This is a genomic window from Salinicola sp. MIT1003, assembly GCF_001858555.1.
GTDB lineage: Bacteria > Pseudomonadota > Gammaproteobacteria > Pseudomonadales > Halomonadaceae > Salinicola > Salinicola salarius.
This window is the reverse complement of sequence record NZ_MCAP01000019.1, coordinates 26,126-40,803: the sequence shown is the minus strand read 5'-3', so window position 1 is coordinate 40,803 and position 14,678 is coordinate 26,126. Positions and strand designations below refer to the sequence as shown.

Below are 14,678 nucleotides of genomic sequence, written 5' to 3'. Positions count from 1 at the left end.
TCACTGAACACGCGGCCGCGCAAGACGCTCGACTGGCGCACGCCGCTGGAAGTCTACGCCGAGGTGCTCAAGAAATCGGTCGCTGGACCGAGCACCCTTCAATAGCGTTGCGCTTGGAACTTGAGACCGCCCTTTCCTTCCATAAAATTTTTTATGCTTTTGCGTCCCTTGAGACAATTCAGTGCATAGCTCATGGCAGTTGGGCGAACCGGAGCAAGATGACCGGCGCGCCGGTATCAAGAATGTCGCTGGCGACGCACGCTACGACTTCGTCCCACCTTTCATCACGAATCCGAAGCGCTGGCTTCGGCCTCGGCGAATGGCTCGAAAACCTCAGGCGGCATGGCTACGCAACAGGCTACGCAACAGGCTACGCAACAAGGACCATGCCGCCTGCCTGGAAGCTTCCAGAATCACGACTTCCACGATTGCTCATTATGGGGCGCGCATGGTTGCCCCTCCCCGAAATCAACCCCCAAAATCAATCCCCAAAATCGAAAGTCAGTTCATCGTCGTCGCCATCGAGCAGCCTGTCGTAACTGTCATCGACCGGCGGCGGCTGAAAGCGGGCCTGGAATGCGGCACGTTCTGCCAGCTTGTCGACCTGGGTCATGGAGAAAAGCTGGCCGAAGGCCAGAGCCAGCGCGCCCTGCTGGCGTAGCGCCACAAACGCGTCGGCCGGCAAGGCATTCAAGGCTTTCTCATCGATATAATGCAGCCCCTCCACCTTATAGGGCGCCTGGCCTTCCCCCCGCTCGATCTGCAAGGCCCAGGGTTTGATCAGGCCAGCCTCCTGCAGCAGGCGCGTGGCCTGCCGGGTGGTCTGGTGCTGCCTGTCGCGTTGCTGCAGGAAGTTCATCGTCTGCCGTACCCGGCCTGCCAGCTCACCGCCTTCGTCGAATAGCGGTTCGCCCTGGCCGCCGTCGGTCATGCTGCCCCGTTCGAGACACAACACCTGCTTATCGCCACCCGCCATCTTCAGGTCGAAGGGATAACCCCGCAACGAGGCCGGCACGTAATCCGCCAGCCAGCGCCCATCGGGATGCAGGTAGAGATTCTGCTCGTTGCTCAAGCCCAACAACGCCACGGCTTCGAAACCGTCGCCCTGTTCGATGAATCCCAGCAGGTAATACGGCAACAGCCGGCTGATCTCCGCAATCAGGATCGACGCCACCGGCTGCCCGGCCGTGAAAGAATAGCGCTCTCTCGGCAGCCAACCGTTATCGGCGTGGTGCTTGCGGGAGACGGCTACATAGTCGCTCATGGATACTCCGTAATCGAAAGGACATTCGGTCGCCCGCGCTTTCGGCCGGGCGCGAAGCGATCGATGCCAGCCAGTGTCGCTCGATCGGCGCCTGCCGATACGCCAACCAGCGATTCGGCGGAACAGTCTACCATGCGACCGAGCGCCCTCACTTCAGGCGCCGCCAGCCCCTCCCCGAAGGATGCCAGCGCCAGCCGGTAATGACATCTGTCAGCCCGCCGGCCAGCAGAACAGGCATGGGTAAAGCGAATACCACCTAGCGACATTCAGCAAGCCGCAAACAAAAACCCTCGACCTTGGTCGAGGGTTTTGCTGGCGAAACAGAAGCCTGCCACGAAACGATACATCGAACGCCGGGCGGTATCCGTCTCAGTGTGAGTTACAACTGCCGCCAGGCGGCTCAGGGCAGCGCGGGCGGAACATCATGACCATGATGCAACCCGGGTGTCACTGGTAACCGCACACGACCGGAAGCCTGGCGTTACGGCACGAAGAAGAAGGCGCTGTCCCGCTTGAGCTGATCCGATGGCGAGGTGCTGCGAGCAATTCCATTCCCTTCCCATTGGTGACCAGCGCCCCGCGCCTGCCTTGGCTCAATACCCGATGGACAGCGAGTCTCCGAACAGCGCGGACAGTTCGCTGCCCGTAACGCCGGTCACTTCGACACTGCCACCCGCCGGGACCACGCTTGCCTCGTTGGCGGAGAGGCCCAGCTCCGTGACGTCGAGGCCGGCGGCGTACTGATCCGTCAGCGTCAACGAGCCGCCCGTGGCGAAGGCGATTTCCAGGTCGATGCCGGGCTCGCCGGCAGTCAGGCTGCCGTTATCGATAAAGCGTAGCGAGTCGATCGATGCCGCCAGCGCGTCGATATCGGCCACGTCGATGACGTTCAGCTCATCGGCCCCGCCATGGGAGAGTTCGAAGCCGACCAGCGTATCCGCCCCGCCAGAGCCGGCCGCATAAGTGAAAATTTCGTTCCCCGGCCCCGCCGTCACGCTGTCGTCTCCCGCGCCGCCCACGATCCAGTAATAGCCATCGGCCCCAGTGAGGACGGTATTGCCCGCATCGCTGAGGCGATACTCCTCCACGTAGTCGTAGCTGACATCGGCATCCGTCAGATCGACCGTGCCGCCTGCGGTGAAAAAGATCGTCTCGTGCCCCGGCGTTCCCGCCCGGCCGGCGTTGAGGGAATCGAAAAGCGCCAGCTGGCTCGGCGTCATGGCGACGCTGGCGGCATCCGCGATATCCAGATACCTTGCGCCCGTCAGGGACATTTCGCTGATATCCGCCCCGTTGCCCAGTCGCAACCAGCCGCCCGCGTCGAATGTCACATCCTGACCCGAGGTCTCCGGGAAAGCCGGGAGTTCGCCAATGCCATCGGCCGGGCCCGAATCCCCCACTTGCGACGACGGCAGCGATTCGGCGATGATCCGGGCGAGAGTCGCCTGGGCCGCGGCCAGCCCGGACGCCGTGGAATACGCCTCCACCGCCTCCGGGGTAGACAACGTGGCGGTGAACGCATCGGCCGCCTCGACACGCGCAGCGAGCACATCGCGGTCTTCGCCCTGGGCGGCGTTGGCGACGGTCAGCGCGATTTCCGCCAGGCTTTTCTCACCGCGAGCCAGCACACCGACGTAGTAGTCACGACCTGCCTCATCCGCCGCTCGGCCGAACAGCTGCCCGTACAGCGTTTCGATGCGTTGCGCGTCGTCCATATCACCGAAGCGGTTTACATACTCCTGAGACTGGCCGAACGCATCGATCATGGCGTTCAGGTTGCCGCCGTTGGCGTCCAGCCGCGTGGCCCAGTAGTCCCGGCCGCCGGGTTCGGCGGGCCGGCCATAATAGGCCACATAAAGCGCCTGAACCTGCTCGAGCGAGGTGGAGGTCGGCATCGCGATTCCCTTTTTCAGTCATGGATAGAGTCATTACATCGGCGCCGCGCGGGCAGAACTTTACAGTGGCGGTATCGAGGAGGATGACGGCGATGACCGTACACGGATGGGAGCCCGATTTACCTCGCTTGGCGATCAGTCAGATCGGGGCGCAGTGACGAGCCCAATCATGACCGTTTGCCCCAGAGAGGGCTGGATGGCGCGGATTCGAGCAGGGAAAAGGAAAGGTAATAACGAAAAAACCCCCGGCCGAGGCCGGGGGTTTGGTCACGATTAACGTTGCCGTTAAATCGCAGTGCCGTTAGGCGATAGTCAGAACGCCGTCAGCGTTCAGCGACACGTCAGTGACACCAGTCAGGGTCAGATCGACATTGCTATCAGAACCGTCAGCGAACTTCTCGACACTCAGCACACCGGTATCGGCGTCGAAGAACGCTTCCAGAGCGCTGTCGTTCGGGCTCTCGGCGTCACCCAGGGTGTAGCCATTACCCAGGTAAATAGCATCGTCATCACCGAAAGTGATCGTAGAATCAACAGTATTTTCTTTGTCGAACACGAACAGGTCGGCACCTGCAGTGCCAGCTTCAGTATTGGTGGTCAGGACGTCAACGGTATAACCCAGTTCATCCTGAGCGTCGTCCAAGTTGGTCTGCGCGGTATCGACGGCATCCTGCGCGGTCTGCAGCGTATTCAGATCAGACTGGGCGTTATCGATGTTGTCACGCAATTCTTCACGATCATCGACTGCAGTCTGAGCATCCTGCCAAGCAGCAAACTCTGTACCAGCTGCAGCTTCGATAGCGTCTTGAGCATCTGCTGCATCATCAACCAGCTCGTTACGTTCGTCGAGCGTGGTCAGCAGGTTTTCAACGTTGTCGCCGGCTGTGCCGTCTGCCAGTACGCTAGCATCATCTTCACCACTGAAGACTGAGCTGAACGTAGTTGCAGCTTCGTCCAAAAAGGCAGCTTCGTTGGTAGCGTTAGGCGTTGTAAGGTACGCATCTACAGCTGTATTCAGCGCATCAAGAGTCGTGTCGCTAGCGTTATTTGCTTGGTAAGCAGCGATCGCTGCGTTCAAATTACTTGCCAGATCGGCAGTGGTGCCATCGGCTTCGACGTCAGCTTCAACGGCAGCCGTTGCGTTCAGGTAGGTAGTGAACAGCTGACTGGCGGAGAATGCGGCCGCACCGTCTTTAGTAACTAGCGCACCATCTTCATCGAAGCGACCTTCAACCGCACGAATAGCGGCGGCAGCGTCGGAAACGTCCTGATTCAGATCGGCGTCGGTACCGTCGGTAACGATAGAAGTCTGCAGAGCTACTTGCTGATCTTCCAGATAGTCAGAAACGTCAGCAAGCTCTACGGCATCAGTATCGTCGTCGTCTTGGCTGCTGTATGCAGAGTACAGATCGGAGTCTTCCAGGTCTTCAAGCGCAGAAGTGAAGTTCTCGTTGGCCAATTCCAGAGAGGCTTCAGCAGACTGCACAGCCTGATAGTTAGCGGCGATACCGCTGACATTCTGAAGGTCGTCGATTTGTCCGACAACGGCGTCGAAGTCGGCACCGGTGTTGACGTTGTCGATACCGGCCAGCAGAGACTTGGCGCTGTCCGCGTCATAGCTCGGAGCGTTGTCGGTGTAGTAATCGGCAGCCTGAACCTTGGTGTTCAGAACGACACGATCAGAACCCTGCGCCGCGTTGCTGATGGTCAGCGCGATTTCGGACAGTGTTTTCTCGCCAGAGGTCAGAACGCCGGTGTAGTACTCGAGACCAGCGTCATCGGCATCACGGCTGAACAGCTGCTGGTAGAGGTTGTTGACCAGCTCTTCGTTGGAGAGGTCGCCATAGCTGTCCTGGAATTCCTGGGACTCGCCGAAGGCATTGACGATAGAGCCCTGGCCTTCTTCGTCGGCGCGGTCAGCCCAGTACTGGAGACCTTCGCTTTCGGCCGGACGGCCGTAGTAGGCGACGTAGAGCTGTTGTACGAAATCTAAAGATGCTTGTGTTGCCATGGGACTATAGTCTCCTAACGTTTGCAAAGTTGGCGGCCTAGTAACGCCAACCGTTCACACTGCTTGAGCGCTCGAGCTCTGCTCAGTGAGCCACACCCATATCAGTGATTGCTTTTATATCGTGCCGACTATGTTCCTTGGGATCGGTCACCACATTAACCACCGTTACGGATGCGGATACCGGCTAATGTAATGACGCGACTGGCATCAAGTCAACGCGTGATCCCGACGAACAATCGACAAATTCCCTTTCTATTCGTGGCATGCCGATGGCGGGCATTGCGATGGCATGAAGGCCACTCGTCTGCACCATTGGCTTGCCACTAACCCTGAGATTAGCTGATATCGCAGCTTATAGCGAGAGTGAGCGCTTACTTTTCTGCAACTTTCGACTGGCTTGCATCAGTTGCTGATCTCGTTGAGAAAGGCGCCGCTCCATCGAGCTACATCATAGGCCATGTGTGTTTTTATTTCAGCGTCAGGATGAGAAATTTCCCTACCGTATTAATTTTTGTTTCCCCTCCGCCCTGAATTCCCGCGGGTCGCAAAGGAAGCGCTCACTTACCTCCCTAAGGATCGCAGCGTATCCGCTGAAAGATTTGTCCTACGATGACTACTTTAGTTGTAGGAAATATCTTACACGGGCTATTTTTTCGCCCAGATTCGGCGCTGAATCCGCATTTTTTCCGCGTCATGTAAACGGCGATAACGCGTTGTTTACAGGCCACTAAACGCTCTATAAACGCGAGGCACCATCGAGCGAGCGGTGTAGGAAAATGCCGCAGGGAAGCGCCCCGGGCAGACATGAAAAAGGCGCCGTGAGCAGGCGCCGTGGAAAGCCGGTATGGGGTGGCCGGGTGGCCTATCGCTCAGGCAATGCCTGCGAGCGGGCGCACCGCCGAGCCCCAGGCGAAGTGGCGTTCGGTGCGCTCGCGGGCGCGGGCGACCCGCGCCTGGCGGGTGTCGTCGTCGCTGGCGAGCAGCGCTTCGAACGTGCGGGGGAAGGCGTCGAGTTCGGCCAGCCAGACGGCATCGGCGGGGAATTCCAGCCCGCGGTTGCCGAACGGCGTGGTGAGCACCGGCACGCCGCTGGCGGTGTAGTCGAGCATCTTGAGATTGCTGCCGGAGCCGCTGGTCATGGGGTTCAGCGCGACATCGACGCTGGCCAGCAGCACACGCAGCTCGGTATCGCTGACCCGGCCCAGCGCGCGCACGTTGGGCGGCAGATGGCGAAAGTCGGGGTGTTCGCAGAGGCTGCCGGCGAGATAGAAGATCGCCCCGGGGTGGGCCGGCGCCAGCCGCCGGCAGATGAATTCCGCCGCCTGCAGGTTGGGGCCGTGCCAGCTGCCCAGGAACAGCGCCACCGGCTGGTGCTGGTCGAGCCGCGCCTGCCAGCGCCGCCGCGTTGCCATGTCGATCATCGGCAGCGCCGCAAGGTCGGCGCAGTTGGGCACGACCCGGCCCTTGTCGGCGGGCAGGTCGTAGCGCTCGCGGAAGACCCGCAGGTCGCCCTCGGCGCAGGCCAGCACGTCGCGGCTCTGCCGGCAGGCGAGGCGCTCGGCCTCTTCGACCTCGGCCAACGCGGTTTCGGCCTCGGCCACGCCACGGTTCAGGGCGTCTTCGAGAATGGCCCGCTTGAGGTCGGTTTCGACGTTGTGGGATTCGTACAGCCAGGGGCCGTCGAAATGCTCGGTCAAGGCGTGAACGAGATACGGGTGGGCGCAGACGCCCAGCGTGGCGTTGGCGGCGTGACGCTGGAGCGCACTGATGAACGCGGGGTTGTCGCGCCAGCCCTGAATGGCGGCGATGTCATCGACCGGCGCCTCCAGCGCCTGGGTCATGTCCTGCAGGCGGCGGGCCTGGGCGCGGCTGAGCGGCACGCGATGCTCGCAGACGCCAGGGGCGATGATCTGTTCGCGCTCCGGGTCGTCGGGGCCGGTCAGCGAAAGCAGCGTGACGCGCACGCCGAGTTCGCTGGCGACATGGCGGTAGAGATGGAACATGCGGTTCTGGCCACCGCCCATCGGCGGATAGACCGGGAAGGTGTTGAGCACCAGCCAGTGCGCCCCGCCGCCGATGCCGGTGACGATGGGAAATTGCGGGTCGCCCTGGGCCGGGGTGTCCGCCAGCAGGTGATCGACGGTCTGGCGCCAGTTGACGTGGGCAACGCGCGTTCGCGCCTGCTCGCCCATTTGGCGGGTGCGGTCACGGTCGGCGGCCGCTTCGCTGAGCGCATTGGCCAGCGCCTGCTCGGTGGGGGCGACGCTCCAGCCGGTCACGCCGTGTTCGACGAATTCGTTGACCCCGCCGGCGTCGTTGCAGGTGATCACGGCCTTGCCGGCGCCCATCGCTTCGACGGTAATCAGCCCGTAGTCTTCGTCGTACGGCAAAAACGGTACGGCGAGCGCATCGCGGTACTGCTCGACGATCTCGCTGTCGCGGACGAAGCCGAGAAAGCGTACCCGCGGGTCATCGCCGGCGAGCGCCTTGAGTTCGGCCTCCTGCGGGCCGGTGCCGGCGATGCGCAGTTCGATATCGGCATCGCTGCGCAGGAAGGCGCGCAGCAGCAGGTCGATCCGCTTGGGGCCGTCGAGCCGGCTGACGGTGAACAGGTAGTCGTGGTGGCGGCCTTCGAACACCGGCAGATCCGAGGGGTGATGGATCACCTGGACCGGCACGCCACGCGGGAAGTAGTCGGCACGGCGAGTGACGTTGCGCGAGATAGCGGCGTAACGGCGGATCGCGCTCGGCGCGAGGGCTATGGCGTCGAGATGGTGAACGATCGAGCGGGTCAGCGGGCCGGGAAAGGCGAACAACCCGTCGCGGGCGGCTTGCGGCAGGCCGCTGCCGTGCAGCAGCGCGTGGACGAGGCCGAACAGCTCAGGCAGCTGGGCACGCTCCGGCGTGGCTTCGAGCAGCTGCTTCAAGCGCTTGAGCCGCGGGTGGTGGCGCAGCAGGCGAATGGCCTGGCGGCCCTTCTCGCCCGGCCAGGCTTCGGGCTCGAACGGGGCATGTTCGGCCCGCTGCGGCCAGGGGTAAGTATCGTAGAGCCCGCGCAGGGTGTGCTGCAGGTACAGGTGGTGGTCGGGATGCTCGACCATCCAGGCCGGGTACTTGGTGGAGATCACCCGGTCGAAATGGCTCAGGTCCAGCTCGGCGAAGCGCTGGTAGCTGGCGATCAGTTCGGGAAAGTTGCGCTCGGCGCTGGGCAGCTTGATCAGTTCGAGCTGGTGGTCGCTGAGCTGGTTGGCGTGATGCTGCAGGCCCCACCAGAGCTTTTCGGCCCCGCCGACGGTAAACGGCACGCCACTGGGCGCGACGAGGGCGATCTTCATGTGCCCTCCCCGAGCAGCGTGGCGACGACCTGCGGCCAGCCGATGCCGGCGCGGTAGTAGGCGGCCTGGCCGGCGCGGCCCATTTCGGCGCTGCGGGCGCGGTTGGCCCAGGCTTCGTCGATGGCGGCGGCGATCGCTTCGGGTTCGGCCGGCAATACCCAGCCGGTTTCGTCGTGCTCGACGAATTCACGCGGGCCGCCGCTATCCTCGCAGGTGATCACCGGCTTGCCGGAGAGCATCGCTTCGAGGGTGATATAGCCGTAATCCTCGTCACGCGGGCCAAAGAAGACTGCCAGCGCGTGGGCGTACCAGGCGCGCTTTTCGGCTTCGCTGAAGCGCCCGGTGAGGCGCACGCGGTCCTGCAGGCGGTAACGTTCGATCAGCTGCTGGTAGCGTCCGCGCTGGCCGCCGTCCCCGGCGATGAGAATGCGTGCCGGGGTCTTGAGATGGCGCGCGGCTTCGATCAGCAGGTCCTGGCGCTTGAGGCTTTCGAGCCGGCTGGGGCAGAACACGTAGCCCCAGTCTTCGTCGCAGTAGAAGCGCTCGGCGTCGAACGGCGGGTGATACAGCGGCGTGGCGGCAAGATCGTTGTAGTGCGCCAGACGCTCGGCGACCCGCCGCGAGTTGGCGAACAGCCGGCTGGCGCGGGCCAGATGACGGTTGTCGTAGGCGTGAATGGCGTCGCGCAGTTCGCGCTGGGCGGCGCTGGGCTGGTCGCCCTTCCCCGGCTTGTCTTGCCCCGATCCGCCTTCCTCCTCGTATTCCCAGAGTTCATAGACGGCGCGGTGCTGGTGCATCACCCAGACGACATGATCCGGATGCTGCACGCCGTAGCCGGGAAACTGCAGGCTGATCACCTTGTCGATGGCGACGCCGTTGGGGGCGGTGAAATCCAGCGTCTCGGCGTAATTCATGGCGTTGCGGATATCGGATTCGGGCTGGAAACGGAACGGCAGCCTGAGCAGCTCGACCTCGTGGCCGTGCTGGCGCAGTGCGCGGGTCACGCCTTCGATGTGGTAGTCGGCGCCCCCGCGCATGAACGGAACGAGATTGGCGGTTACCAGCACTTTCACGGCTGCGCCTCCTCGGTTGGCGTGTCGTCGGTTGACGTGTCGTCGGTTGGCGTGTCGTCGGTCGGGGTGTCGTCGGCGCGGCTTGCGGCCTGAAGCGCTCGGGTATCGGCCGGTGCGGCCTTGCGGCCCACGACGGCGAAGTCCTGAGGCCCGCACAGGTGGCCGTTGACGCGCTCGGTGAGCGGGTCGTCGCCCGGCACCTTGGCTTCTTCCGGGTAGGGGTTGAAGCGGCGCACCTCGACATCGGCAAAGCCCAGGTAGCGCAGCAGGAACGTCATTGCCGTGGGGGTCAGCGGGTTGCGGTGCGTGGGGTCGTGATAGAAGGTGTGGCTGCCTACCAGCACGTTTTCGGGGTTGGGCGTCTCGAGGATCAGCACGCCACCGGGGGCGAGTACGCGATGCGCTTCGTCGACCATGGTGTAGAGCACGTCGAACGGCAGGTGTTCGGCGAGATGGAAGGCGCTGATCAGCGCGTGGCTGTCTTCGCCCTGCTTCTGCAACGCCTGGATGACGTCGCCGTGCTCGACCTCGAAACCGGCGTCGCGGCAGTGGTCGATCATGGCGATGTTGAGATCGACACCGTGGGAGCTGAAACCCTGCTCGGCGAGCAACTGGAGCCATTCGCCGCGCCCGCAACCCAGATCCAGCGCGCGGTTGCCGGCTTCCAGCGCCTGTTCCCATTGCGGCTGGTACTGTCGCAGGTGGGCGTAGATCGCCGCTTCGCTACCGCGACAGGCGTCTTCGAAAGCGAGGTAGTAGGCGTCCATCAGATCCTGGTCGAGCAGTTGGCCCGCTTGCGCCGTGGGCGCTGGCGCGGGAGGTTCGACCAATCGCTCCACGGCACGCCGGTGCTGCTGCAAGGCGCTCCATAGCGCCGGCTGGTGGCGTTCGATCTCGTCGATCCGCTGGCCTTGAAGCTCAGTGGACTGCGCCTGTCTGGTAATGCGCTGCTCTTGTGCCGTGCCGGCGGATTGCAGGCGCTGCAGCTCGCCGTCGAGCTCGATCAGCACATCGCGCACCAGGGTGTCGCGACGCTCGCCACGATCCTCCAGCGAGGCGATGCGCTCCAGCAGTCGCATGCGCGGGCGCAGGGCGATCGAGGCCAGCCGGTAGGCGAAGCGCATCGGCGGACGCAGCACGCGGCCCAGCGGCCCCAGGCGTCCGACCAGCCGGAACGGCAGCGTGAGCAGGCCACGTCGCGGTACGGTCACGCCGTGGCGGGCAAGATAATCACGTGCCTCGTCGGCGCACAGCAGTTCGGCAAGCACGTACAAGCGCCCGGCACGGGGCAGCACGCCGAGATAATGGCTGAGCCCGTCCTGATCGGCATCGCGGCCCATCAGCGTGCGATAGACGCGCTGCAGGAAGACTTCGTCGCCGTGGCGGGCGGCCACGAGCTCTTCGAGGCGCGGCCGGCACGGGTCGCTGACGCGCAGCGGATCGACGGTGTCGTCGAGCAGTTCGGCAAAGCGCTCGCGGTAGGCGAACGGGGGCGGCTCGGTAGTGGTTTCGTCGGCCTCGATCTGACGGGCCACGGCTTTGAGACGGCCGATCAGGCTGTCGATGGAATCGAAAGTCTGGGTCATGACTGGCTTTCCTGGCGTTCGGTCGGCTGGCCTGCCTGCGAAGCGGCGGCGACCGGGGTCATCTGGATATCAGTGGGGAGGCGGCAGATACCGGAAAAGAGATGCTGCTTGAAACCGGCCACTTCGAATTGCAGGTAACTATCGCACCACCAGTAGCAGTCATCGAGGTGATGTTCGCGACTGTGCAGCGCCACGGTCACCGTGTACTTGCCGGGGGCGATGTTGGCGTCGAGTTTCAGCCGGGCCTGCTGGCGCTCGCCCGCCTGGAGGCTGACCGTCTGGCCCAGCTGGAAGGTGTTGACGCCGAAGATGTCCTGGCCGAATCGATCGCGGATCAATACGCCGAGGGTGACGTCTTCGACCGCCTCGCGGGCTTCCAGCGTCAGGTCCAGTTCGAGCCGCTCGCCACTGGCCAGCGTCGTGCTGAGGCTGTTTTCGCCCCACAGCGAGCCGTCGATCACGCTGATCTCGCCGCTGCCGTAGGAACGGTCGTTTCGCTGCTGGTGGCGCCCTTCTTCCTCTTCGGCCTGACGCGCCATGATGCGATTGTAGAGATTGACGGCATCGTCGGCGTTGCCGTTGTAGGCCAGCTGCCCGCCTTCGATGACCAGGGCGCGGTCGCAGAGCATCTTGACGGCGTTGAGGTCGTGCGAGACGAACAGGATCGAGCCGCCGCTTTCCTTGAATTCACGGATGCGCTTCATGCATTTCTGCTGAAAGTAGCCATCGCCCACCGAGAGCGCCTCGTCGACCAGGAAGCAGCGCGGGTCGGCATGAATGGCGATGGAAAAAGCCAGACGCATCGACATGCCGGACGAGTAGGTTCGCAGCGGTTCGTCGATATAGCCGCCGAGTTCGGAGAATTCAACGATGGTGTCGCGCTTGGCGTCGATTTCTTCGTGACTCATGCCCAGCATCAGGCCGTTGGCGGTAATGTTCTGCAGACCGGTGAGCTCCGGGTTGAAGCCGGTGCCGAGCTCGAGCAGGCCGGTGACTCGGCCGTCGATATGGATCGTGCCGCTGTCCGGCAGCAACACGCCGGTGAGCAGCTTGAGCAGGGTCGATTTGCCGGCACCGTTACGCCCCAGCACGCCGAGCACTTCGCCGGGCGCGACCTGGAAGCTGATGTCCTGCAGGGCATGATAGCTGGTATGCCGGCACTTGCCGGTCACCGCTTCGAAAAGGCGGTCGAGCGGGCGGTGAAAGAGCTTGAAGGTCTTGCTGAGTCCCTGGATTTCGATCATGGCTCTCTCCCTACGCTTAGCCTGAAAAATGTCTGCGCTCACTCATACGGCGTTAAAAATCAGCTCAAAATGCTCATTTACCCCATGTAAACTCCTCTTTCTCGCTGATTTTTGCCTTGTCTGAGCATCGCTCGCCTAATTTTCGGACGAAGCTAGAGGCAGTCGCGAAGGTCGCGTTCGGTCCGACCCAGCAACCATAAAGACAGGCACAGTATCAGCACGGTGACAGCGGTAAAGATGCCGAGTGGCAACAGCTCGGGCAAGCGCTGGTACATGATCAGGTCACGGTAGGCGCTGACCAGCGTGAAGAACGGGTTGAGCTGCATCCAGCCCAGCACCCAGGGGGGCAGGATCTCGGTGACGTAGACGATCGGGGTGACCCAGAACCAGACCTGAAGCACCACGGCGACGACCTCTTTGATGTCCTTTAGGTAGACGGCCATGATCGCCAGGCTCAGGCCAACGGCATAGACGCTCAGGCACTGCAGGCCATACACGACCGGCACCCCGATCCAGTAGGCGGATAGCGGGAAGTCGATCAACAGCAGGAAGCCGATGAAGAACCCCATGCTGATGAGATAGACGATGGTTTCGGCGAGCAGTACCGACAGCGGCAGCGCCAGCAGCGATACGTTGACCTTGGTGACCAGATGGCTCTGGTCCTTGTAGAGGTTGGTGATGCGGCCAAGGCTGTTGGCGAAGGCGGTCCAGGCGAGCACGCCGCAGATCAGGTAGATGCTGTAGGAGTATTGGTCGATTTCGGCGCCGAAGCCTTCCAGCTTGGCGCCCATGATCCGCGAGAAGACCAGCACGAAGACCAGGATATTGACCAGCGGCGCGATGAAGGTCCATGTGGCGCCGAGCAGTGAGCCGGAGTGGCGTTCGATGAGGTCTTGCCGGGTCAAATGCAGAATGACCGGCAGGCTGGCGCGCATGGCGCGAAGGTGTTGTCGCATGGAAACGTATCGCTAATTAAAGGTGGCTAGTTAACGCATGACTGGTTTATGCATGGCTAGTCAACGCATGGCTGCCAGGAACGAAGCTTCCAGGGCACCGGCGGATTTCTGCCAGGTATAGGATCGGGCGCGTCGTCGCCCTGCTTCCCGCAGTTGCTGGGCCAGAGCGGTGTCGTCCTGCAGCCGGATCAGGGCGTCGCGAATGGCTTCGACATCGTCTGCGCCCACCTTGAGCGCGGCATCGCCGGCCACTTCGCGCGTGGCTGTCTGATCCGCCGTGATGACCGGCACGCCGGCGGCCATGGCCTCGATCACCGGCATGCCGAAGCCTTCATAGCGCGAGACATAGGCGAAGAGCGTGGCGTTGGCATAGAGCGCCGGCAGGTCCCGGTCGCTGACATAACCGAGCCGACGAACCCGCCCTTCCTCCAGCGCTCGCGCGGCGCCCTCGGGCAGCGATTCATCACCCCAGCCGGCGATGCCGACCACCAGCAACGGGCAGTCGCGCTGCCGCTCGAGGGGAAGGCTTAAAAAGGCACGCAGCAATGTCGCCAGGTTCTTGCGCGGTTCGAGCGTGCCGACGCTCAGGCAATAGCGGGCCGGCAGTGCATGAAGCTCGCGAACGCGCTCGCGCTGGGCCGGGTCGACCTCGAAAAACCGCGCGGCCACGCCGGGCGGCACGAGATCGATCCGCTCGGGGGCGACATCGAACAGCTCGGTCACTTCGTTGGCGGTGAACTGTGAGACCACGTTGATCCGCGTTGCCTGGGCGATGCTCTGCGCCAGATAGCGATTGAAAAAGGCAACTCGCTCCCTGGGATGGTACTCGGGGAATCGACAGTGCGACAGATCGTGAAGCGTGACGACGCTACGCCCTGGCCAGGGCAGCCGAATGAAGTTCGGTTCCCAGTAGAGCGTGTCGTGCATGTCACGACTGAGCGCAGCATGCAGACGCAGCCGCTGCGCGAAGGCCTGGCGATAGACGAACCGGGTAGCCGGATTGCGCAGATATCGCCTGGCGAAGCGCCAGGCACGGGCGCGGGCGGCACGGGTCGTGGCCGTGTGGGTGGCGCGGGCAGTGTGGGTGGCATGGACAGCGGCCGCTTCATCGGCGCCCTGCGAGGCACCGGCACCTACCAGCAACGGGTGCTCGGCCGTGACGGTGTTCAGCCGCAACCCGGCCAGGCCGAGCACGGAGGAAATACCGCCCGGCGAGTGCTGCCGATCCACCAGTTCGCGGGTGAGCTCCCGCGTGTAATGGCCGATACCCGTCAACGGGCTCAGCAGGGGCTGCAGATTGACGATGACTTGCAT

General features: G+C 63.1%; 9 protein-coding genes. All 9 read right to left on the bottom strand.

Going from position 1 to position 14,678, the window contains the following annotated elements:
• Window positions 1-481: 481 nt before the first annotated feature.
• The 9 genes from BC443_RS09555 to BC443_RS09515 all read right to left on the bottom strand — a co-directional run bounded on the left by BC443_RS09555 (window position 482) and on the right by BC443_RS09515 (window position 14,678).
• Window positions 482-1,264: a SapC family protein gene (locus BC443_RS09555; RefSeq protein ID WP_071231608.1), complete on the bottom strand. Its 783-nt coding sequence runs from the start codon at window positions 1,262-1,264 to the stop codon at window positions 482-484.
• A gap of 593 nt (window positions 1,265-1,857) precedes the next feature.
• Entirely contained in the window at window positions 1,858-3,159 is a 1,302-nt protein-coding gene (locus BC443_RS09550; protein ID WP_071231607.1) for a DUF4214 domain-containing protein, read from the bottom strand.
• Between the two features lie 301 nt (window positions 3,160-3,460).
• The gene (locus BC443_RS09545) at window positions 3,461-5,170 is read right to left on the bottom strand and encodes a DUF4214 domain-containing protein (RefSeq protein ID WP_071231606.1); all 1,710 of its coding nucleotides are present in this window, start codon (window positions 5,168-5,170) and stop codon (window positions 3,461-3,463) included.
• A gap of 869 nt (window positions 5,171-6,039) precedes the next feature.
• A complete protein-coding gene (locus tag BC443_RS09540) occupies window positions 6,040-8,505 on the bottom strand; it encodes a glycosyltransferase family 4 protein (RefSeq protein ID WP_071231605.1) in 2,466 nt (821 codons plus the stop codon).
• On the bottom strand, window positions 8,502-9,578 hold the full coding sequence (locus BC443_RS09535; protein WP_071231604.1) for a glycosyltransferase family 4 protein: 1,077 nt from the start codon (window positions 9,576-9,578) through the stop codon (window positions 8,502-8,504). The genes BC443_RS09540 and BC443_RS09535 overlap by 4 nt, the downstream gene beginning before the upstream one ends.
• Window positions 9,575-11,164 carry a methyltransferase domain-containing protein gene (locus BC443_RS09530; RefSeq protein WP_071231603.1) on the bottom strand — a complete coding sequence of 530 codons (1,590 nt, stop codon included), beginning with the start codon at window positions 11,162-11,164 and terminating at the stop codon, window positions 9,575-9,577. Before BC443_RS09530 ends, BC443_RS09535 begins: the two co-directional genes overlap by 4 nt.
• Window positions 11,161-12,408: an ABC transporter ATP-binding protein gene (locus BC443_RS09525; protein WP_071231602.1), complete on the bottom strand. Its 1,248-nt coding sequence runs from the start codon at window positions 12,406-12,408 to the stop codon at window positions 11,161-11,163. The genes BC443_RS09530 and BC443_RS09525 overlap by 4 nt, the downstream gene beginning before the upstream one ends.
• A 152-nt stretch (window positions 12,409-12,560) precedes the next feature.
• Window positions 12,561-13,364, bottom strand: coding sequence for an ABC transporter permease (locus BC443_RS09520; protein WP_071231601.1), 804 nt, complete (start codon window positions 13,362-13,364; stop codon window positions 12,561-12,563).
• Between the two features lie 60 nt (window positions 13,365-13,424).
• Window positions 13,425-14,678 (bottom strand): glycosyltransferase family 1 protein, encoded by a 1,254-nt coding sequence (locus tag BC443_RS09515; protein ID WP_071231600.1) that lies wholly within the window; start codon window positions 14,676-14,678, stop codon window positions 13,425-13,427.